Below are 20,582 nucleotides of genomic sequence, written 5' to 3'. Positions count from 1 at the left end.
CACCTTACTTTTGTCAATTCCCGTCCGGCTCCTATCGTCTCGCCACCGATCACAGGAGGCTTCGGACGTGAGCCAGAACAGTCAATATCGTAGCGCAGATCTTATCGTCGAACGAATACACGGCGTTCTTGGGCATTATCCCGGCTACCGGACACTTCACGCCGACGGCCGCTTGTACAAGGGGCACTTCCAAGCCTACGACATTGCTCGCCAGTTCACGAGGGCAGTGCATCTGCAAGGGCAAGAGCTGCCTGTGTCCGTACGCTTCTCCAAGGGCGGGGGCAATCCGCACGCCTTCTTCAACTCGACCGTTGGCATGGCGACGCGCTTCTATCTCGAGGATGGGCGAGTCACCAATCTCGTGATGCTGAGCCAGAAGCTGTTCTTCGCCAACACGATCGAGCAGTTTGTCGAGCTTGTGAACTCGGCTCAGCCCATAGCGCCAGGGGCTGGCCCGAACAAGGCGGGTCTCGACGTGTTCCTCGCGTCAAATCCCAATGTCATGAACGTTTTCAAGATGCGGGCCGCCGCCCAGGCTCCTGTCAGCTTCGGCAATACCGAATTCCATGCCGTCCATGTATTCCGATACCTAAACGCTGCCGGAGACCTGCACCACGTGCGGTGTCATTGGATACCGGTCGATGGCGTCAAGGGGCAGGATACTGAGATCCTCACCCATCAGAGCGTCGACGTCTTGTTTCTGGAGCTGGACGAGCGTCTGAAAACCTCTCCCATTGAATTCGAACTTGAGCTTGAGATCGGCCAGCCTGGAGACCCCTTGAACGATGCGACGGCGCTATGGCCGGAAGACCGGCAGCGCGTTCGTATCGGCCGCCTTCGCGTCATTGGTCCGACCAGCGAACAGGAGATTGGCGATCGCCTGATGAACCACGACCCGACAATGCTGGTCGATGGGATCGAGGCTACAGATGATCCGATCCTCCAGATCAGACGCGGCGTCTACGAAGCCTCCGCCGCTCAACGAAGTGGAGGCTGGCAAGCCTCCCAGGCTCAAGCAGGAGGGAGGGCAGATGGGACGGCGAAATCTTGATCATATGCGTGCACTCGATACGGCCTGGAACAGGAGACAATGGTCAGACTATGCGGCTCTGTTCGATGAAGACCTTGTCGCCTGGCGCTCAGGCGAGATCGAGCCGCATGGCAAGCAGGAGCATGTTTTCAGCGCGCAGCGATTTTGCGCAGCTTACCCTGAGGCTCAAGTCGACGAAACCTACCTGGATTTCTTCCTGAGCGTGGACGGACACAAGACCTGCTCGATAGCGATCCTCTCAGGAATTACCGACGGAAAAGCTCCAGCGTTCGAAGTCACCTTTACGGCAATATGCACCTGGCGGGATGGTCGTGTCGTTGAGCAGCGCGAGTACGTCGATGACCAACTCTTCCAGAAATATCTTCAACAGTTCACCCCCGACAACGGAGACCAATCATGAGTGACAACATCGCACCTTTGGAAGCTCGTCTTGCCATGGCTCAGACCGTCACGAACCAGCCGGACGGTCCGGGAAAGCGTATCGGCAAGCGCGGTGAGCTGACCATGATTGGCAATGTGCTGCCGGGCGGCGCGGCCCTGTTCCGCGAACGCTTGCCGCAGTTTCAGGCGGAAGCTGGCTACTGGGAAGATCGCGTCGGAACTGTCCAGGATTTCCGTATCCTGCTTTTCGACAACGACACCCGGTTCCTTCTTTCGCTGGTCTACGATGGAGACTTCGAGCCCTATCTCGTCGATATCACCACACAAGCGCATCAGTGGCTCGATTTCTTCGCGACCGATGTTCTGGAAGGTTATCCCGGCTTGACCAGCCCTCATGCGGCCGATTGGGTCAAGAGCCTGATGCATCCCGCCGAGTTCTTCTATGTCGGCGCGCCGAATTCAAGCGTGAGAGACATCAAGAAGATGGAAAAGCTTTCGAAAGCGGTGAGCGATCTTCTCGACGCGGCCGGCTGAGACCATGGTATCGACACTCGATTTTGCCGACATTCAGGGGACTGTCCTTCGCAGCCGCCCGATGCCCTATTTCGGCAGCTATCTGATGTTCACGGTTCACGACGCCTCTGCGGCGCGCATTCTCCTGAAGCGGCTCGTTCCTCATATCACGTCCGCAGCCGATTGGAGCAGCCCGGCGGAAAATGCGTGGATCAACATCGTATTCTCCTATGCAGGTCTGCGAAAGTTGGTGGGCGACGAACGCCTGGAGGGGTTCCCGCGGGAGTTTCGGCAGGGGATGGCCGCGCGTAGCGCCTATCTGGGCGATGTCGGCACGAATGCGCCGGATCATTGGGATTTGCCTCACGGAGGCAATGGCTTTGATATCGGGCTTCTGGTGATGGCCGGAAGTATCGAGCTCAAGGAGGCCAAGCTTGCCATCGGGCATGCAGCCCTTGAGGGTATTCCCGGCGTCGAATTGATTCATCGTCTTGACGTCGGCGTGCCGTCAACGCTCAGGGAGCATTTCGGGTATGCCGATGGCATCAGCCATCCGTTCATCGTGGGGCAGGGTGGTGACCCCTTGCCTGGCCAGGACGTCTTGAAGCCCGGAGAATTCATCCTGGGCTATGAGAACGAACTCGGTGTCGTCGCGGCGCTCGATGCTCCGGCCGCGCTCTGGCGCAACGGCACCTTCATTGCGATCCGCAAGATCTGGCAGGATGTCGCCGCATTCCGAACTTTCCTTCATGAAAGTGGTGGTGGGACGAAAGACGGAGCTGAACTGCTTGCGGCCAAAATGATGGGTCGTTGGCGAAGTGGCGCGCCGCTGGCACTTTCGCCGGATGAGGACGATTCCGGTTTGGCTCGGGACAGCACTCGAAACAATGCGTTTGCCTATGCCGATACCGACGCCGAAGGTAAGCGGACGCCTGCAGGCAGCCATATTCGACGGGTCAATCCGCGTGATGCCCTCAAGGATTCTTTGACGAACATCCGTCTGCATCGCGTCCTTCGACGTGGGTTCGCCTATGGACCGTTGTTGCCGGAGGACGCCATTGTCAACGACGGGGTCGATCGTGGCATCATGCTGGCAATCATAAACGCCGATCCGGGCCGGCAATTCGAGTTTGTCCAGGCGCAATGGGTGAACGATGGGGATTTCATATCCCAGGGCGCCAGGACAGATCCCATCGTTGGCAGGAAGGATAACGTGGATGATTTTCAGTATCCCGCGAAACCGGTTAGAAGGCGCGTAGCGGGGCTTCCCGCCTTTACTGCAACGAGAGGAGGGGAGCACGTCTTCTTGCCCGGTATCGCTGGTCTTCTTTGGCTGACCGAGCGGAATTAATCCGCAGTAAAATGCATTATGGTTTGCATGCGGTGCGGATCATTGAAAATTCACTCCAGCGCGGTTTTCCGATTCAGGCTCGCTGCGGCGCGGAGAGGCTCGCATACATGCTGCCAGAGCTGTCGCAGGACCTAAGGGGTCGGTCGCTGCAGTTGAGAGCGGAATGTCCTGCCGGGCTGCAGCCGAGCGGTTTGTGAGTGAGCACTGCGAGCGCAATCGGCTGGCGGCTCGTCAATCTACAAACGTCGACCCCACCGCGTTTTCGATCTCTTCAAAGAAGGTCTTGATGAGGTCCGCCGTCTCCTCGATCAACGCCTTCGTGAAGCGTGGTCTCAATGCGGTTACCGTGACAAGGCAGCAGCTATCACAGCATTACCCGTCGTCATAAGTGCCAGGCAGCACCTTTGAGTGCTGGGCTAATCTAGTTTTCTCTCGATCAGTATTTATCGTCAGGTTCCTACGCGGTGGTACGAAATAGACCGCTACGCTCGCAGGTAGGAAGAGATTTTAGTAGAGCACGGGGTGGTCGCGACGATCGCAAGTTAAGATGAAATCCTGCCCCCGCAACCAAACATCCAAAACTCCCGCAGCAAACGCGCCGGGAGTTTTTTTGTTTCTTGCGATCCTACAGAGGCGCAAAAACTACGATCACCGGAAAATCAAGCTTCTGTCTACCCTGCGATGCAAAAGCACAACAAAGACCAAATCACGTGTTGCCAAACATTGCGACTATGGAGCTGGCAAGCCAGTACTGGATCGGTGAGGTGGACAGGTTCTCGACCAGAACATCGAAGTTGCGATCGTTCGCGTGCTTTCAGGAACTGGCGCGACCGACACTTGGACAGCCCGAAGCTCAACTGACTGACATCAGTGCCGTGATGGCAAGAATAGAAGAGATAGTGCCGAGCTTGACCAAGCCTGAAGACAGGCTTCCAATGATCGCACTCTATTTCTATTGCAATTTCCTTGCGCCCGAAGCCGACCGCTCGGCGAAGTAATAGATATGAATCCGAGTTGCAGGAGCCGAGCTTACCAGCCACCGTTAGTTCGTCATATCAAGCAGCTGAAGAACGCGCTGCGCCATATCTGTACCTCTGTCGTCGGCGCGCCAGGCTAATAGCAATGGAACGGAAAATGTCATCGGCAATGGGATTTTCGTCACCTTGGGGGAGGTTATTCCCACGCCAGACGGCAATATCGAACAATATCCGTGGCCGACAATCAGTTGCACTGCCACCGGTATGCTGTCGATCTCAATCAACTGCACCTTTGATAGCCACGTTGGTCCAAGCAGATGCTCGAGAAAGCTTTCGGCCGTCTGGCGCAGTCCGGAGGCGCGGGAAGGCAGTACCAGAGGGTGCTTGAGGATCGCCTCGCGCATCTGTGACGGCGAATCTGCATCCGTCATTTCAGGTGCTTCATGCTGTAGGAAACATGAAAGGTGGCTGCGCAGAACCTCACGGCTGCGCAGGCGAGAATTGTTGACTGGCATGTCGACAAGGACTGCATCGTATCGCTGCTGTTCAAGTCCTTCCAGCAGGCTGTCTGCAAGTCCGGGCTGCATCAGCAGCGGTGTGTCGAAACGCCGTGCCCAGTTGGCGGCAATGCGCGCCAGGATAATTGCCGACGGGCTGTCCGTCGTTGCGGGAGGAATGCCGCCGAATGACCAATGCCGCAGATGCCGCTTGAAACGCAGGGCGGATGTGGAGTCCAGCGCTGCCCAGATATCGCGTAATTTGTGGACGTGGGGCGATATGCGAAGCCCCTCGGGCGATGCGTGCGAGCCGCTGCGGGTCCGTTCAAAAAGCCGGACGCCCAGATTGTCCTCCAGCATCGCCATCATCCGCGTCAACTGCGGTTGCCCGATTTGAAGCCTCAATGCGGATTTACGGATCGAGCCCGATTCGAGAATGTCCACGAAGCGGAAGAGTGCAATCAGCGACACGCTTCTCTGATAAATATCTTTCGTATGGTCATCGCCACACGCGCCATGGATCGCAAAGATTTCATGGGCGGCTTGCGCGAGATACGGGCCAAGTCTCCCGCCTTCGGCCGTCAGGATCAGGCCTTTTGCGCCCTGGACGAAAAGCTTGACGGAGAGGGCGGTTTCCAGGCGGTTGACGGCGTCCGATACGGTTGAAACCGGAATTCCCGTTGTATTGGACGCAAGGTGGATGCCGCCCAGCCGAACCACCTGGTCACATAACAGAATCGTCGAAACCTTCACCGCCCACGCCTCGTCTTGGCCTTCCCATTTCGGCATCGTCTGTCCGGATTTTGGGATATACCACTAATTTAATTGTGCCTCATAGTCGAAATATGACAGGAGGACGACATGGCGGATTTCGATACGGTTTTGGCGGGGCGAGTCATTCTGACCGACCGCGAGATTTCTCGAGGTTTCGTGGCTATTCGCGAGGGGAAAACGGCACTCATCGGAGAGGGGCCCGCGCCGGCTGGACGAGAAAATCATGATTTCGGCACCGGCCTTATATTGCCTGGCGCCATAGACGCACAGGTGCACTCGCTGTCGCAGAAGGGGGCCGAAGGTTTTGCGGCCTCGACCCGTGCGGCGGCGGCGGGCGGCGTCACGACAATCGTGGACATGCCCTATGATGAGGGCAATCTTGTGTGTTCCGCCGAGGCCGTCAGGCGCAAGGTCGCGATGATCGACGCGGAGGCGCGCATCGATGTCGCGCTTTATGGCACCGTCGATCCGCAAGAGGGTTCTGCCCGCATTGCCGAACAGGCGGCGGCGGGAGTTTGCGCCTACAAGTTCTCGACCTTCGGCACGGATCCTCAACGCTTTCCACGTATCCCACCTGCGCTGCTTCGCGCCTGCTTCGCCGAGATTGCAAAGACCGGGCTTGCCGCAGGCGTGCACAATGAGGACGACGCCTATGTCCGCGCCGCGATTTCCGAGGTGGAGGTATCCGGTATAACCGATTGGCGTGCGCACGGCCTGTCGCGTCCCGAACTGGCCGAGACGCTGGCGATGCTGCAGATTTATGAAACCGGCGCCGAGACAGATTGCCCGGCACATGTCGTCCATTGCTCCGTCAGCCGCGGTTACGAGATCGCCGAGATGTACCGCAGGAACGGCCGATATTCTTCAGTCGAATGCTGCATTCACTACCTTGTTCTGGATGAGGAGAACGATGTCGCGCGGCTTGGCGGCAAGGCCAAGATCAACCCGCCGATACGCGCCCGCAAAGAAGTGGAGGCGATCTGGCGCCATCTGGCGGAAGGGCGGGTGTCTATGGTGTCCACCGATCACGTGAGCTGGAGCGAGGACCGCAAGACCAATCCCGATATGCTGAAAAATGCCTCCGGCGTCCCGGGGCTGGAGGTGATGGTGCCGCTTTTCGTCAAGGGCGCGATCGCCCGCGGTGTGCCGCTGGTGTGGGCGGCCCGGCTTATGGCCGAAAATCCGGCCCGGCATTTTCGTCTGGATCACCAGAAAGGCGGGTTGCAGGTCGGGCGTGACGCCGACGTCATGGTGCTCGTCGATCGGCCCGTGGTGTATGACGCAGCCACCAGTCCTCATTCCATCGCGGGGTGGTCGCCTTATCATGGCATGGAACTGCCCTGGACGGTGGCAGCCACTTGGCGGCGAGGCGAGATGGCCTTCGACGGTGAAAACGTGCTGGCTGCGCCGGGGACCGGCATTTTCGTGCGGCCGCCCGAAACACTTGGTCTGCGCGAGGTGCTGTTGTGATGCGCCGCAATCTCGACGCGTCGATAAGGGACATAGAAACGGATCTCGACGCGCTGGCGCAGATTACCGATCCGGAACGTCCCTGGACCCGCCGCGCCTTCTCGCCCCGTTTCGATGAAGGGCGCGACTATCTTCGGCGATGTTTCCTGAATGAAGGATTGAATGTCTCGACGGATGCGGGCGGGAACCTGATCGGCCGCCGCGAAGGCACCGAGCCGCAGGCCGGAACGATCATGCTGGGCTCGCATTCCGACACTGTGCCGGACGGCGGACGTTTCGATGGCGTTGCCGGTGTCGTCGTTGCATTGGAGGTCGCACGCATTCTTTCCCGGCGCGGTGTTGCCTTGCGGCACAACCTGGCCGTCGTCGATTTTCTTGCTGAAGAGGTCTCCATTTTCGGGGTTTCCTGCATCGGTTCGCGAGCAATGGCGGGCGTTCTGCCGCAGGACTGGCTGAGGCGTATCAGTGACGGGCGCGATCTGGCGACGGCCATACGTGATGTGGGCGGCAAGCCGGAAAGTCTTGAAGCTCCCTTGGCTGATGACCTGAAGGCCTTTCTGGAACTGCACATCGAGCAGGGGCCGGTTCTCGAACGGGAAAAGATTGCGCTTGGGGTGGTGACGACCATTGTCGGCATCAATCGCGTCGAGATCGAGGTTAAGGGTCGCCCCGATCATGCCGGTACGACTCCGATGGGGTTGCGCGCGGATGCCCTCGTTGCTGCGGCGCGGATCGTGAGTGAGATCGAGCGGTTCGCGACGGAGCTTTCCGGGGGTCCCGGACATTTCACCGCAACTGTGGGCGAGTTCGAAATCTCCCCCAACGCCGCCAATGTGGTGCCAGGCCGGGTCCGCATGCTGGTCGATATCCGCGCCGAGCGGGCCGAGGACAAGGAAGCATTCGTATCCTGGCTGACGGGACTTGACGCGGACGGCGAAAACACGATTGAGGCGCGGCTGATTTCCGCCAATCCCGGCATGCAGATGGATGATGGATTGCAAGAGATGCTGGCAAAGGCCGCCGACGGGCTGGACACGCCCTATCGAAAGATGGTGTCGGGTGCAGGCCATGACGCGGCATTCATGACACGGCTGTGTCCTTCGGCGATGCTCTTCGTCCCTTGCCGCGACGGCCGTTCCCATTGCCCGGAAGAGTGGGCGGATGCGGCCGATCTCGCTTTGGCGGCTGAGGTTCTGGCAAACACGATTATGGAATTGGACAGAAAAAGGGAGGGCTGAAAGTGGCCAGAATTCTGACGGAGAAGGATGTGGAACCTGCGGTGCGGGGAGGCGCGGTCTATGCGGCCGGCGGTGGCGGCTGGGTCCATCATGGACGGATGCTGGGCTATGCCGCGGTGAACGCCGGTGCGCCGGAACTCGTCTCCATCGACGAATTGAACGAAGATGACTGGGTGGCGACGGCTGCCGCCATCGGTGCGCCGGCTTCCACGACGCCCTGGGAAATGCGGGGCGTGGATTATGTCAAGGCCGTGCAGCTTTTGCAGGATGAACTTGGTGCGAAGGTCGCGGCCCTGATGATCGGGCAGAACGGCAAGTCCTCGACCCTCAACGCATGGCTGCCTTCGGCTATCCTTGGCTGCAAGGTGCTGGACGCGGTGGGTGACATGCGCGCCCATCCCACCGGCGACATGGGGGCAATCGGCATGGCCGGAAAACCGGACCAGTCGATCCAGACCGCCGTTGGCGGAAATCGCGACCAGAATCGCTATATCGAACTCGTAACGCGTGGCGCAACCGGCCGCATCTCTCCCATTCTGCGCACGGCCTCCGACATGTCGGGCGGTTTCATCGCCTCGGCCCGCAATCCGGTTCGTGCTGGCTACGTCGCGAAAAATGCGGCGCTCGGCGGAATCTCCAAGGCGCTGGAGCTTGGTCACGCAATCCTCGCCGCCGAGCCTCGAGGGCATGCGGCGGTCCTCGACGCGATCCTTGCGACCACGGGCGGCAGGATCATGATTGAAGGAGAGATCACCGCGAAGGATGTCGTTTATACGAATGAGGCTTTCGACGTCGGTACGGTCACCATCGGCAGGGGCGATGCGGCGCTGACCCTGCATGTGATGAACGAATACATGGCGGTCGATGCGGTAGATGGCCGTCGTCTCGCAACCTTTCCGGATGTCATCACCACGTTGTCGCAGGAGATCGAGCCGCTGTCTGTCGGCGAGCTGAAGGTCGGCATGAAGATCCACCTGCTGCATGTCCCGAAGACCCTCATTCCGATCGGCGCGGGTCTGATGGACCCGGCGATCTATGTCCACCCCGAAAAGGTCATGGGTATCAACCTGACCAACTACGCATTGGAGGCCTGAAGATGCCGAGAGAGAATCCCCGCAATCCCGGCTTCCCGATCCCTTCAGGCCCGGACCTTCGAGCGAAGGGCTGGCGGCAGGAAGCCCTGCTGCGCCTTATGGAAAACGTGCTGGCTGTGGGTGAAGACCCGGAAAACCTCGTTGTCTATGCCGCGCTCGGGAAGGCGGCGCGCAACAAGGCCGCATATGATGCCATCGTGCGTGCATTGACCACCATGGATGAGGATCAGACGCTCGTCATCCAGTCGGGAAAGCCGGTCGGCTTGATGAAGACTTCGACCGAGGCCCCGATGGTCATCATGGCCAATTGCAACATGGTCGGCCAATGGGCCAAGGCCGAGAATTTTTATGCTCTCGAACGCAAGGGCCTCATATGCTGGGGCGGCCTGACTGCGGGGGCATGGCAATATATCGGCTCGCAGGGCGTCATTCAGGGTACCTATGAAATCTTCATGCGCATTGCCGAACGCCGCTTCGGTGGCACGCTCAACGGGCGTTTCGTACTGACCGCGGGCCTTGGTGGGATGGGAGGAGCGCAGCCGCTTGCCGGTCGCATGGCAGGCGCGGCCATCCTGTGCATAGAGATCAATCCGGAACGGGCCCGCACCCGCAAGGATATCGGCTATCTGGACGAGATTGCCGATGATCTCGATAGCGCACTGGCACGGATTGAAGAGGCACGCGCAAAGGGTGAGGCGCTGTCCGTCGGACTTGTCGGCAATGCAGCGGAAATCTATCCCGAAATAGCTGCGCGCGGGATCATCCCGGATATCGTGACCGACCAGACCTCCGCCCATGATCTTGTTTATGGCTATATTCCAATCGGTTACGATCTGGAACGGGTACGCCGCCTGCGCAGCCAGAATCCGGATGAACTGATCGAGGCCGGCAGGGTGTCGATTGCCAAACAGGTAACAGCCATGCTGGCATTCCAGCGGGCCGGCTCGGAGGTTTTCGACAATGGCAACCTGATCCGCACGCAGGCGCAGGCCGGTGGCGTTGCTGACGCCTTCGACATTCCGGTCTTCACCGAAGCTTATCTGCGCCCGCTGTTCTGCCGGGCGATTGGTCCCTTCCGCTGGATGGCCCTGTCGGGCGAGGCCTCGGACATTGGGCGGATAGACGAGCTGGTGCTGGAGATGTTTCCGGACAACAAGATTGTTACCAACTGGATTTCGCTGGCGCGCAAGTACGTTCCGTTCGAGGGGCTGCCGGCGCGCATCGCCTGGCTCGGCCATGGCGAACGAAGCGCACTCGCACGGCGGGTCAATGGTCTGGTCGCTTCGGGCGAATTGAAGGGGCCGGTTGCCTTCTCTCGCGATCACCTCGATTCAGCGGGCATGGCGCATCCGAACATCATGACGGAGAACATGCTTGACGGCTCGGACGCCATTGCCGACTGGCCGCTTCTTGACGCGATGTTGCTCTGCGCTTCGCGCGCCGACCTTGTCGCACTTCATTCCGGCGGCGGGGGTTATGCGGGTTTCATGACCTCGGCAGGGGTCACGATCGTCGCTGATGGCACCAATGCGGCTGACGACCGGCTCTCGCAATCGCTCGATAACGATACGGGACTCGGCGTCATCCGTTACGCGGATGCGGGCTATGCCGAGGCACAGGATGAAATTGCCAGCAAGGGCATAAATCACGTGCAGATCTGACGGGTCAAAGCGAGGAGACGCCATCAATCGCCATGAGCGGCGGAAAATTACGATCACCAATCAACACCGCCTGCCGTCGCCGGCAGGCCAAGAGGGGACAATAATGGAAAAAACATATCAAAATTTGTCAGTGACACCGGCCAGACGGTCATCACCGGAGCGCGCCGTTGCCGCGGCATCGATAGGCAATGCCCTGGAATGGTATGACTTCACCGTCTATGCGCTGTTTGCCATCTATATCGCCCATAATTTCTTTCCCGGCGGCGATCACACGGTCGAACTCGTGAAAGCCTTCCTCGCCTTTGGGCTAGGCTTCGTGATCCGCCCCCTGGGAGCCATCGTGATCGGGGTCTATGGCGACAAGGCCGGCCGAAAGGCCGCACTGTTCCTGACCATCATGATCATGGCGGCGGGTACCCTGCTGATCGCGGTGGCGCCGACCTATGCCGCGATCGGTGTGGGAGCGCCGCTCATGATCCTTGCCGGACGAGTGCTTCAGGGCTTCTCCGCGGGTGGAGAAATCGGCGGAGCAGCCGCCTTTCTTGTCGAACATGCGCCCGCCGACAAAAAAGGCAAATATGCTTCCTGGCTCCAGGCAAGCATGGCGATTTCCAACATCATGGGTGCACTCGTCGCCTTTGCGGTCACCTCGCTTCTGACGGAGCAGGAGATCGGAGACTGGGGCTGGCGGATTCCGTTCTTCATTGGCGTATTGATCGCGCCGGTGGGCCTGTGGCTGCGCAAGACACTGGACGAAACGCCGGCTTTTCAGGCCGAACAGGCAAGTCTCGAGAACCAGTCCGCCAAAACACCCCTCAAGCTCGTCTTCTCGGACTATTTCGGCCATCTGATCAAAGGCTTCGCTTTCTCGATCCTGTGGGCGGTTTGCGTCTATGTGCTGATCATCTACATGCCGATCTTCGTTCAGCGTGCTTTCGGTTTCAGCCCTTCGGAGGCGTTTACGGCATCGCTGATTGGTAACGTCTTCCTTGCCGTCGGTTGCGTCAGCGCCGGCAGCATTTCGGACAGGATCGGTCGGCGCTTGATGCTCGCCATTGCCGCCGGCGCCATGCTGGTCGCTGTCTATCCCCTGATCTGGTGGCTGCAATCTTCGCCAACGCTGACGACGCTCATCATCGTGCAAAGCCTCTTCTGCATCATGGTCTCGGGATATGTCGGGGTCGCACCCGCAACCCTGTCTGAGGTTTTCCCGACGAATATCCGCACCACCGGCATGTCATTGGCCTACAATGCCGCCGTGACGATCTTCGGAGGATTTGCCCCGGCGACGCTGACCTGGCTTGGCAGCACGGGTATCGGTTATCACGGGCCCGGATTTTACGTCATGGCCGCGGCGTTCATATCGCTGATAGCGGTCCTGATCCTGCCGAAGCCGTATTCCACGAACTGAAGGAGATGGGCCACTCAAGGCCCAGCTCCCCATTGCTCCACCCGTCATGTCTGGAAATTTCCAGTTGAAGCGAAGCCGTTTCGACGCCGGACAGTGCTGCAAACATGACGGCATAATAATAACCAACTCAAGGGAACATCATGTCTGTTAAAAACGGGACTATTCATCGCTTCTCCATTGTCACAGCTTTTGCGATCGCCGGGCTTGCTGCTTCAAACGCACGGGCGGAACATTGGTCCATCGACGGTCAAAACCTGACCGTGGAACAGGTCGTCGGCCTGGCGCGGGACGACAGCGCCAAAATTACTCTCACCGAGAGCGCGGGCAAACGGATCGCCGAAGGCTTTGATCTGGTGATGGAGGCCGCCCTGCAAGGCAAGGCGGTCTACGGCCTGACGGTCGGCGTTGGCTGGAACAAGGATCGCCCAGTTTTCGCGATGAAGGACGGCAAGCGCGTGCTGGACGACGATCTGCTGAAACTGTCACGCGCTTTCAATTCGACATCCCTGCGCGCGCATGGCGCGGGCGTGGGCGAGCCGATGGCGGTCGAGGCCGTGAGGGCGGGCATGGCGATCCGTCTAAACCAGATTGCAACCGGCCGAACCGGCGTTCAGAGCGCTGTCGCGGAAATGTATCGACAGTTTCTGGAGCAGGGGATCACCCCGGTCGTTCCTTCACGCGGTTCTGTTGGCGAGGCGGATATCACCCTTGCCTCCCATATCGGTCTGGCGATGGTCGGCGAGGGGGAAGTCTTCATGAAAGGCAACCGCATTCCCGCAGCGCGCGCCCTGGCAGAGGCCGGCATCGCTCCGCTCGAGCCGGTTGGCAAGGATTTCCTTTCGATCCTCAGCACGAATGCGCTGACCGCCGGGCAGGCTGCCCTGCTGGCGCACGATACGGCGGGTTATCTCGAGAAGGAAGCCGTTGTCTTTGGTTTGGCACTGGAAGGTTTTAACGGCAATGTCGCCCCTTTCCTCGCAGCCACGAACGAGCTGCGTCCCTTTGCCGAAAACACATTCGGGGCACTGATGGTTCGCTCTGCCCTTGACGGCAGCTATCTCTGGTCACCCGCGAAGGACCGGGCACTGCAGGACCCGCTGTCTTATCGCACCATGGCCTATGTGCTTGGCGGAGCCGAAATAGCAACGCAGGATTTGACCAAGGCGCTGGAAATCCAGATCAATCACAGTGATGACAATCCGGGCGTGGTTGCGGGAGCCTTAGACGACAAGGCTTCCGGACAGGTCTCCCAATATTTTATCGAGGGCGAAGTATCGGGAGCGATCTATCCGAGTGCGGGTTTTGAGATGCTGCCGGTGGCCTCAAGGGTTGAGGCTCTGAACACGGCGCTGGTGCGTCTGTCACAGGCCATTACGATGCAGACGATCCGCTTCGAAAATCCAGATATGACGCATCTTTCGCGGTTCCTTGCTGCTGAAACCAATCAAGGGCATGCGTTTGGCGCGATCCAGAAACCGCTCGTCGCGCTTCTGGCCGAAAACCAGCAGATCGGCGCGCAGGCTCCCGTCGGCTCGATCGCAATGGCAGGAAATATCGAGGATCTGGACAGCCACGCACCGCTTTCGGTCGCCAATCTCGGCCGAATTCTGGATAATCTCTACTGGATGTCCTCGATACAGTTGTTACATGCCGCGCAAGCCGTTGATCTACGTAAACCCGGGCAGTTGGGAGCGGGAACAAAAGCGCTGTTTGAAGACTATCGCCGGACTGTGCCCTTTGTGGCGACGGACCGAATATATACCAATGATTTCAATGAGGGTTATCGTTTTCTAAGGACCCGTTGAGCGGTTGTTATATTGGTTGTCGAACCAGATGAGAGGACCGACGTCTTCGGCCCCGTTTCGCAGAGCAGATAATCGACGCTGCGGCACGGCCCGAAGACCTCGGCCATCCTTATTCGTGAGGAACTCCATATGGGATGCGTGCTTCGGGTTCCTCTCGGATAAAACCGCCGTGACGGCTGATCCCTTACATATTCTCAAGACCGTCTATGGCCACGATACGTTTCGCGGAAAGCAGGCCGACATCATTCGGCATGTATGGCGGGAAGCAATGCTTTCATTTTGATGCCGACGACGTTCGTTTGTCCGAAGGAAACCTCAGATCCCAGACCCATCAAGCTCCCGGGCGTCCTCGCCTTCCCAGGGAGCGGGCATCATAAGGCCATCGATATTGGCTGAGGGCATAGGCATCCAGCACTTCAACTCCGGCTCCGAGTATTCGATGATCCGCCCCGGCGAAGAGTCCGAGGCACGCCAGCCTTCTGAACCGTACTGGTCGCCCTTCGACCAATACGCAAGGTCTACCTGGGACGGCCCTTGTTCGGACGACCGTATCGTGATGAGAATCCGATCTCCGTTTTTCGGCGCGCTTGCCATATGGCGCCATCGTTGTGGCTTATCCATCGTTTCCCCCCTGTTTCGGCTTTCAAGTGTCGCCTCACCGTCCAGGAGGGTCAACTCAAACTTTGTATGACGCTGTATCTATCCAGCGAGCGTTCGATCTCCCTCCAATGAACTCGGCCTTCAACGGCTCGCGGGGCTGCGTCGCACAAAAGGTTTGCTGCCGTTTCTAGGGATGCTCTTCGCCTTCGATGCTTTTGGCCAGTAAGTTTTCCGTCAGTCTCTCGAGCCGGGCAAGAGCTTCGCAGCCTCGAGTTGGCCGAGTCGTTCTTTGACCCAGTCCTCTTTGGTTTGGCTATCCAGAAACACGCCTCGCCCCAATTACTCCGCAGCTTCGCTGCTTGCCGGCTCGTCCAGCAATGCACGATATCGATTGAGGCTTTCCTCAAGATGGGCTGCGATTGCATTCTTGGCGCCTTTGGCGTCGCCCTGAGTGATGGCGGACAATATGGACGCGTGCTCTTTGTTGATTTTTTTGAGATAGGTCTGGTAGGCGCGCGATGACTGGCGATGTTTGAACACCAGTTCGAAGTTGATATTCTCCATCACCGCTTCCAGAAAGCTTGGAAAGTGCGGATTGCGTGTGGCCCGCGCAATCGCAAGGTGGAATTCGAAATCGGCGCGAGCCTCGATTTCAGCGCTTTCAGTTTCAAGTGCCTCAAGGTGATCGTAGGCTCGTGCGATCTCTGCCAGCGCCTCCGGACTTCGGCGCGTTGCAGCGAGAGCTGCCGCCTGCATTTCGACGCCAAGCCGCAATTCGAGAATCTGCATTGCTGAACGAATGTCTTCTATCCGGCTGATCTCAAAGTTCAGTGTCTTTGCGTCTTTGTCTGTGACAAACACGCCTGCGCCCTGGCGTGCTATGACCCTGCCGGAAACTTTGAGCGACATAAGCGCTTCGCGAATGACCGTGCGCGATACGCCGAACTCCTCGCAAAGCTGGGCGCTGGATGGTATCTTTTCTCCTGCGGAATAAAGGCCTGAGTCGATGCGCTCGTTGAGCTTTGCAACAACGATTTCCGCCAGATTGCCGCGCTGCGTAATGATCGACAATGGATGCCCCTGCTCACCTATCGGTTAAATTTAACACATATCACATATCATTCCACTTTGCGACGCATCGTTTTTAAGGCATCCGACAGCGTCTCCAGGGGATGCGGGAGCCGCCTCCGATCGATTTCCTTCACCTGAGAGCGGCATGAATAGCCCGTTGCCATTGTAACCATATCGTCGGAGCGCGCGACTTCGGCAGACCAGCTCATCCCATATAGTTTTTCGGATATGTCGCGGTTGCGCACTTCATGTCCGAAGGTTCCCGCCATCCCGCAGCAGCCTGTGTTTGCGATTTGCAGATCCATGCCGAAGGCGTTGAAAATCGTTTTCCACTGCATCGACGAGGAGGGCGCATTGGTGCGCTCCGTGCAGTGCGGCAACAGTCTGAATTGCCGGCCACTCCGGGTCACTCCCGCCGTATCTTTCAGCTTGGTGACATCCGCCAACCATTCCTGTGGAAGGAGCACATGCGTTGACGTGTTTCCACCATTCAGCTCCCTGTATTCGCTGCGGAAAGCGAGCGTCATGGACGGATCGAGACCAACCAATGGAACGCCGGTTGCCGCAAGCCGTTGAAGCTCGCCCGAGGTTTTCGAAGCTGCCTTTCTGAAGCGGTCGAGGTAACCGTGGACATGCAGCGCCTTGCCGTTCGTCAGGGGCGGTGCGACGAACGGGATCAAGTCGAGCAATCGCGCAACCTCTATCGCGGCAACGCCCACGGACGGATCAAAATGGGCTGTGAAGGCGTCAGGCACGAAAATGACGACGCGTTCTCGTTGATCCGGAGGCAACGACTCGATCCTGTCCGGCCTTGCGATTTCGACCCCCATACGCGCTGCCAGGCGCGGGAGCGGTGAGGACGCCAGGCCGGGAAGCGCTGTGAGACCTGCCAGCCTCATAACGGCCCGGCCGGGTGAACTGCAAACCAGCAGATTATAAAGCGAGCCAAACCTGGCCATGAGCGGCAGGGTGTTCTCGATGCTGGCGACCAGCGGATCCTTCAAAGGCCGCAGGTACCGGCCGTAATAAAGGTTCAGAAACTTCGAGCGGAAAGCGGGCACGTTGACCTTTACCGGGCACTGGCCCGCGCATGCCTTACAGGCAAGACAGGTATCCATGGCTTCCCGCACTTCATGCGAGAAGTCGGAACGATTGGCCGGATTGAGTGTGTTGAACGTGCGCCTGACAAATGCCAGCGCCTTTCCAGATTTGCTTAGTCTTTCAGCTTCCCTCCTCGGGTCGACGCCCCGTTCGGCGAGAAGCCGCAGCCATTCACGCATCAATGCAGCACGGCCCTTCGGTGAGTAGATACGGTTCCGGGTCGCTTTGTAGGACGGACACATCGGGCTCGTCGCATCGAAATCGAAGCAGGCCCCGTTTCCATTGCAATATGCGGCATTGTCGAAGGCGGCGCGGATGTTATTGCCAATCTCCCTGTCAACGGAGCCCCGCAGGGGCACGTCGTCGATCTTCATAAGCGGTTCATTGTCAGGCGTTGCAATCTTGCCGGGATTGAGGCGGTTGGCCGGATCGAACGCCCGTTTGATTTCCTGCAGACGCGGGTAAAGGTCGCCGAAGAACTCGGGAACATATTCGGATCTGACGCCCTTTCCGTGTTCGCCCCAAAGAACGCCGCCATGCTTGCGCGTGAGGGCAACGACGGCGTCGGTAATCTCGCGAATAAGCGGCACATGGTCTTTGCGCGTCAGGTCAAGGGCTGGGCGAACGTGAAGGACCCCGGCGTCGACGTGGCCGAACATGCCGTAGGAAAGGCCGGCTCCATCGAGCAGCGCACGAAACTCCCTGATGTAGGCGGCGAGGTTGGCCGGAGGAACCGCTGTGTCTTCGACGAACGCAACGGGACGAACCGGCCCATCCACATTGCCCAGAAGGCCAACGGCCCGCTTGCGCATGTTCCAGATCGCCTCGATATCGGCAGCAGCCGAAGCGATGGTGTGGCCCTTGCTGCGAATTTCGGCCTCACCCTGCAATGCAGACGTCACGGCCTCGACTTTCAGGCGCAACTCCGCCGGGTTGTCGGCCAGCACCTCAACGATATTGATGCCGTTTGTTGAATGCTCTCCATCATCGGGGAAAAATCTGGCAATGCTGCTCCAGACAATGTCGCCTTTCGCCAAGCCCAGCACCTTTTCGTCGATGGTCTCGACAGAGGCCACGTTAAGCTCGGTGAGGCGCCGGGCGTCTTCCAGGGCGGCGTTGAAATCGGCATAACGAACATTCACGAGCGCCGAATGCTCTGGAATTGGCAGCAGGTTGAGTTCGATTTCGGCGATGACAGCCAGCGTGCCCTCGGATCCGCAGAGGACGGCATTGAGATCGAAGCGTCCGTCGTCGCGACGGATATGCGCCAGGTCGTATCCCGTCATGTACCGGTTGAGCCGGGGGAAAACCTCTGCGATTCTGGCGCCGTCATCCCGCGCGATGCGGTCGATTGTACGATGGATCTGCCCAATGCGATCCGTGCGGGCCATGATTTTGGCGAGCGAAGCGTCATCGAGCGGGTGGGACCACCAGTCGGTTGCGTCACTCAGGATCACTCTAAGCCCGAGGACATGATTGCTCGTTTTCCCGTAGAGGCATGAACCCTGACCGCACGCATCGGTCGATACCATGCCGCCGATTGTCGCTCGATTGGATGTGGACAGTTCCGGAGCGAAGAAAAGGCCGTGTTCCCTGAGCGCGACGTTGAGTTGGTCCTTGACGACGCCGGCCTCCACGCGTGCGATCCTGCGCGCCGGGTCGATTTCGAGTATCCTGTTCATGTGCCGCGAACAGTCAACGACGAGCCCGGTTGTCAGAGACTGGCCATTCGTTCCCGTGCCGCCCCCGCGTGCGACGACCTGCATTTTTTCGAAGCGTGTTTCGGAAAGGACGCGCATGAGGATTTTTATGTCCTCGACATCCTTGGGAAACACCACGGCCGACGGCTCCACCTGGTAGATGGAATTGTCCGTCGAGAAAACGGTGCGCGATGCAGCACCGGCATCGGCGTCGCCGGAAAACCCTGCCTCTACGAGACGTTCAAAAAAACCGGCGGTATCGGCAAGAGGGGCGTCACTCGTCTGCAGCCTTGGGATCATGGGTTTTCGCAGAAAAATTTACTTGAGGTTGGATTAACTTGGCATATAAGTGATAACATACAAATAAGGCGGCGCAACTGAAATAGAGAGGTGGAACGTGAAAGATCAAACAGCAGTCATCGTTGGCGGAGCTTCGGGTCTCGGCCTGACGACGGCAAAGCTCATGGCGTCTCACGGCGTTGCCAGGATTGGCCTCATCGATAGAAATGCGGAATTGCTCGCGTCTTCGGCGGAGACTTTGCGGGCCCTCGGTGTGGAAGTCGCAACGTCGGTTGCTGATATCGCCAGATCTGAGACCGCTCACCGGGGCTTCAACGAGATTGCGGAGAGGCTGGGCAGGGTGCATTGCCTGATCAACAGTGCGGCGATCTATCCTCGCAAGCCGATCCTTGAAATCACCGACGAGGAATGGGATCTGGAAAACGCCATCAACGTCAAGGGCACGTATCATATGATGGTGGCGGCCATTCTTCATATGCGCCAGCATGTCAATGCGCCGGAAGTGACCGGCCGTATTGTCAACGTGACGTCTGTCGATGCTTTTAAAGCGCACCCTCAAAACGCTCACTATGCCGCAACAAAAGCGGCAGTCGTCAGCCTCACCAAATCCTTCGCCGCGGAAGTCGCAAAAGATCAGATCCTCGTCAATTCCGTTGCACCTGCGGGTTTTGCCACCGATCGCGCCAAGGAACTCGGCTTTCTTCCCGAGCTTGCGAAGGCGAGTGCGTTGGGTCGCGCCGCCGAGCCTGTCGAAATGGCCGAATGGATCGTCATGATGGCGTCAAGCCGCAATACCTACGCGACTGGCGAGAACGTCGTCATCAGCGGGGGCTACATCTATGTTTGACATCTACCGCAACGCCGTCGTCACAGGGGCGACCAGCGGCATCGGCAAGGCCACAGTGCTTGAACTCGCCCGGCGCGGCCTGACGGTCTATGCAATCGGCCGTAACCGGGAACAGCTCGATGAACTGTCCTCTGAAAAAGGTGTCATCGCGGTTCAGGCGGATGTGCGGGAGACTGAGAGGATCGCAGATGCCGTCAAGGGCGTAGAGATCGACGTTCTTGTCAACAATGCGGGCATCCTCTCCACCCGTGCGACGTTCCACGAGATCGATCCCGCCGAGATCGACGCGATGATCGATGTCAATCTCAAGGCGCCGATGCATCTCACACGGGCGCTCCTGCCGGGCATGGTTGAACGCAAGCGCGGTCATCTGGTTTACATCGGCTCGAGCGGTGGTCAGGCGCCATATCCGAACATGGGCGCCTACGGCCCATCGAAGGCGGGTCTCAGCCTCTTCTGTGACAACCTGCGATGCGATCTTCTGGGGACGTCTGTCAGGGTAACCGAAGTGGTGCCGGGACGGGTCCAAACGGACCTCTATCGGACGGCAATGGCAGGAAACTCTGCCCGCACGCTGCTTTATGACGGCTATCGTCCTGTTCAGCCGGAGCATGTTTCATCGATCATCGTCAGCGCGATTGAGCTTCCGGTATTTGTCGATGTCGCACGCATCGAGGTTTTCCCGACAGACCAGGCGACCGGCGGCGGTACGATGGTCAAATTTCAGGAGTAGGGATGCT

Annotated in this window: 17 protein-coding genes; 13 read left to right on the top strand and 4 right to left on the bottom strand. The window is 58.8% G+C overall.

Annotation, left to right across the window (positions count from 1 at the left end; genetic code table 11):
* The first annotated feature begins 67 nt into the window (after positions 1-67).
* From I3J13_RS18770 to I3J13_RS18750, 5 genes are all read left to right on the top strand, one after another.
* The gene (locus I3J13_RS18770) at positions 68-1,051 is read left to right on the top strand and encodes a catalase (RefSeq protein ID WP_196379758.1); all 984 of its coding nucleotides are present in this window, start codon (positions 68-70) and stop codon (positions 1,049-1,051) included.
* On the top strand, positions 1,032-1,451 hold the full coding sequence (locus tag I3J13_RS18765) for a nuclear transport factor 2 family protein (protein ID WP_196379757.1): 420 nt from the start codon (positions 1,032-1,034) through the stop codon (positions 1,449-1,451). The genes I3J13_RS18770 and I3J13_RS18765 overlap by 20 nt, the downstream gene beginning before the upstream one ends.
* A complete protein-coding gene (locus I3J13_RS18760) occupies positions 1,448-1,966 on the top strand; it encodes a hypothetical protein (RefSeq protein ID WP_196379756.1) in 519 nt (172 codons plus the stop codon). The genes I3J13_RS18765 and I3J13_RS18760 overlap by 4 nt, the downstream gene beginning before the upstream one ends.
* Before the next feature lie 4 nt (positions 1,967-1,970).
* Positions 1,971-3,296 carry a Dyp-type peroxidase gene (locus I3J13_RS18755; RefSeq protein WP_196379755.1) on the top strand — a complete coding sequence of 442 codons (1,326 nt, stop codon included), beginning with the start codon at positions 1,971-1,973 and terminating at the stop codon, positions 3,294-3,296.
* 617 nt (positions 3,297-3,913) lie between these two features.
* The gene (locus I3J13_RS18750) at positions 3,914-4,294 is read left to right on the top strand and encodes a hypothetical protein (RefSeq protein ID WP_196379754.1); all 381 of its coding nucleotides are present in this window, start codon (positions 3,914-3,916) and stop codon (positions 4,292-4,294) included.
* Positions 4,295-4,338: 44 nt separating this feature from the next.
* Here the strand turns inward: I3J13_RS18750 and I3J13_RS18745 are convergent, their stop codons facing one another.
* Positions 4,339-5,559: a LysR family transcriptional regulator gene (locus I3J13_RS18745; RefSeq protein ID WP_196379753.1), complete on the bottom strand. Its 1,221-nt coding sequence runs from the start codon at positions 5,557-5,559 to the stop codon at positions 4,339-4,341.
* Between the two features lie 72 nt (positions 5,560-5,631).
* Between I3J13_RS18745 and I3J13_RS18740 the strand changes: the two genes are divergently transcribed.
* From I3J13_RS18740 to I3J13_RS18715, 6 genes are all read left to right on the top strand, one after another.
* Complete coding sequence (locus I3J13_RS18740; protein WP_196379752.1) at positions 5,632-7,014, top strand: dihydroorotase; 1,383 nt, start codon at positions 5,632-5,634, stop codon at positions 7,012-7,014.
* Positions 7,014-8,252: a Zn-dependent hydrolase gene (locus I3J13_RS18735; RefSeq protein ID WP_196379751.1), complete on the top strand. Its 1,239-nt coding sequence runs from the start codon at positions 7,014-7,016 to the stop codon at positions 8,250-8,252. The genes I3J13_RS18740 and I3J13_RS18735 overlap by 1 nt, the downstream gene beginning before the upstream one ends.
* A gap of 2 nt (positions 8,253-8,254) precedes the next feature.
* Positions 8,255-9,346, top strand: a complete 1,092-nt coding sequence (locus I3J13_RS18730; RefSeq protein WP_137039314.1) for a DUF917 domain-containing protein — start codon at positions 8,255-8,257, stop codon at positions 9,344-9,346.
* Positions 9,347-9,348: 2 nt separating this feature from the next.
* Positions 9,349-11,007, top strand: coding sequence for a urocanate hydratase (locus tag I3J13_RS18725; RefSeq protein WP_196379750.1), 1,659 nt, complete (start codon positions 9,349-9,351; stop codon positions 11,005-11,007).
* 103 nt (positions 11,008-11,110) lie between these two features.
* A complete protein-coding gene (locus I3J13_RS18720) occupies positions 11,111-12,418 on the top strand; it encodes an MFS transporter (RefSeq protein WP_196379749.1) in 1,308 nt (435 codons plus the stop codon).
* A gap of 140 nt (positions 12,419-12,558) precedes the next feature.
* Positions 12,559-14,223 carry an HAL/PAL/TAL family ammonia-lyase gene (locus I3J13_RS18715; RefSeq protein WP_196379748.1) on the top strand — a complete coding sequence of 555 codons (1,665 nt, stop codon included), beginning with the start codon at positions 12,559-12,561 and terminating at the stop codon, positions 14,221-14,223.
* Positions 14,224-14,538: 315 nt separating this feature from the next.
* Here I3J13_RS18715 and I3J13_RS18710 read toward each other — a convergent pair whose 3' ends face one another.
* The 3 genes from I3J13_RS18710 to ydiJ form a co-directional block, all read right to left on the bottom strand.
* Positions 14,539-14,844: a hypothetical protein gene (locus I3J13_RS18710; RefSeq protein ID WP_196379747.1), complete on the bottom strand. Its 306-nt coding sequence runs from the start codon at positions 14,842-14,844 to the stop codon at positions 14,539-14,541.
* Between the two features lie 318 nt (positions 14,845-15,162).
* Entirely contained in the window at positions 15,163-15,894 is a 732-nt protein-coding gene (locus I3J13_RS18705) for a FadR/GntR family transcriptional regulator (RefSeq protein WP_196379746.1), read from the bottom strand.
* A 47-nt stretch (positions 15,895-15,941) separates the two neighbouring features.
* Complete coding sequence (gene ydiJ, locus I3J13_RS18700) at positions 15,942-18,995, bottom strand: D-2-hydroxyglutarate dehydrogenase YdiJ (RefSeq protein WP_196379745.1); 3,054 nt, start codon at positions 18,993-18,995, stop codon at positions 15,942-15,944.
* A 97-nt stretch (positions 18,996-19,092) separates the two neighbouring features.
* Here ydiJ and I3J13_RS18695 point away from each other — a divergent pair, with 97 nt between their 5' ends.
* Both I3J13_RS18695 and I3J13_RS18690 read left to right on the top strand, forming a co-directional pair.
* Positions 19,093-19,842: an SDR family NAD(P)-dependent oxidoreductase gene (locus I3J13_RS18695; RefSeq protein WP_059757544.1), complete on the top strand. Its 750-nt coding sequence runs from the start codon at positions 19,093-19,095 to the stop codon at positions 19,840-19,842.
* The gene (locus I3J13_RS18690; RefSeq protein ID WP_196379744.1) at positions 19,835-20,575 is read left to right on the top strand and encodes an SDR family oxidoreductase; all 741 of its coding nucleotides are present in this window, start codon (positions 19,835-19,837) and stop codon (positions 20,573-20,575) included. Before I3J13_RS18695 ends, I3J13_RS18690 begins: the two co-directional genes overlap by 8 nt.
* Positions 20,576-20,582: the final 7 nt, after the last annotated feature.

It is taken from the genome of Agrobacterium leguminum (assembly GCF_015704895.1).
Lineage (GTDB): Bacteria > Pseudomonadota > Alphaproteobacteria > Rhizobiales > Rhizobiaceae > Agrobacterium > Agrobacterium leguminum.
The sequence above is the reverse complement of the archived record's forward strand: the minus strand, read 5'-3'. Positions and strand labels throughout refer to the sequence as shown.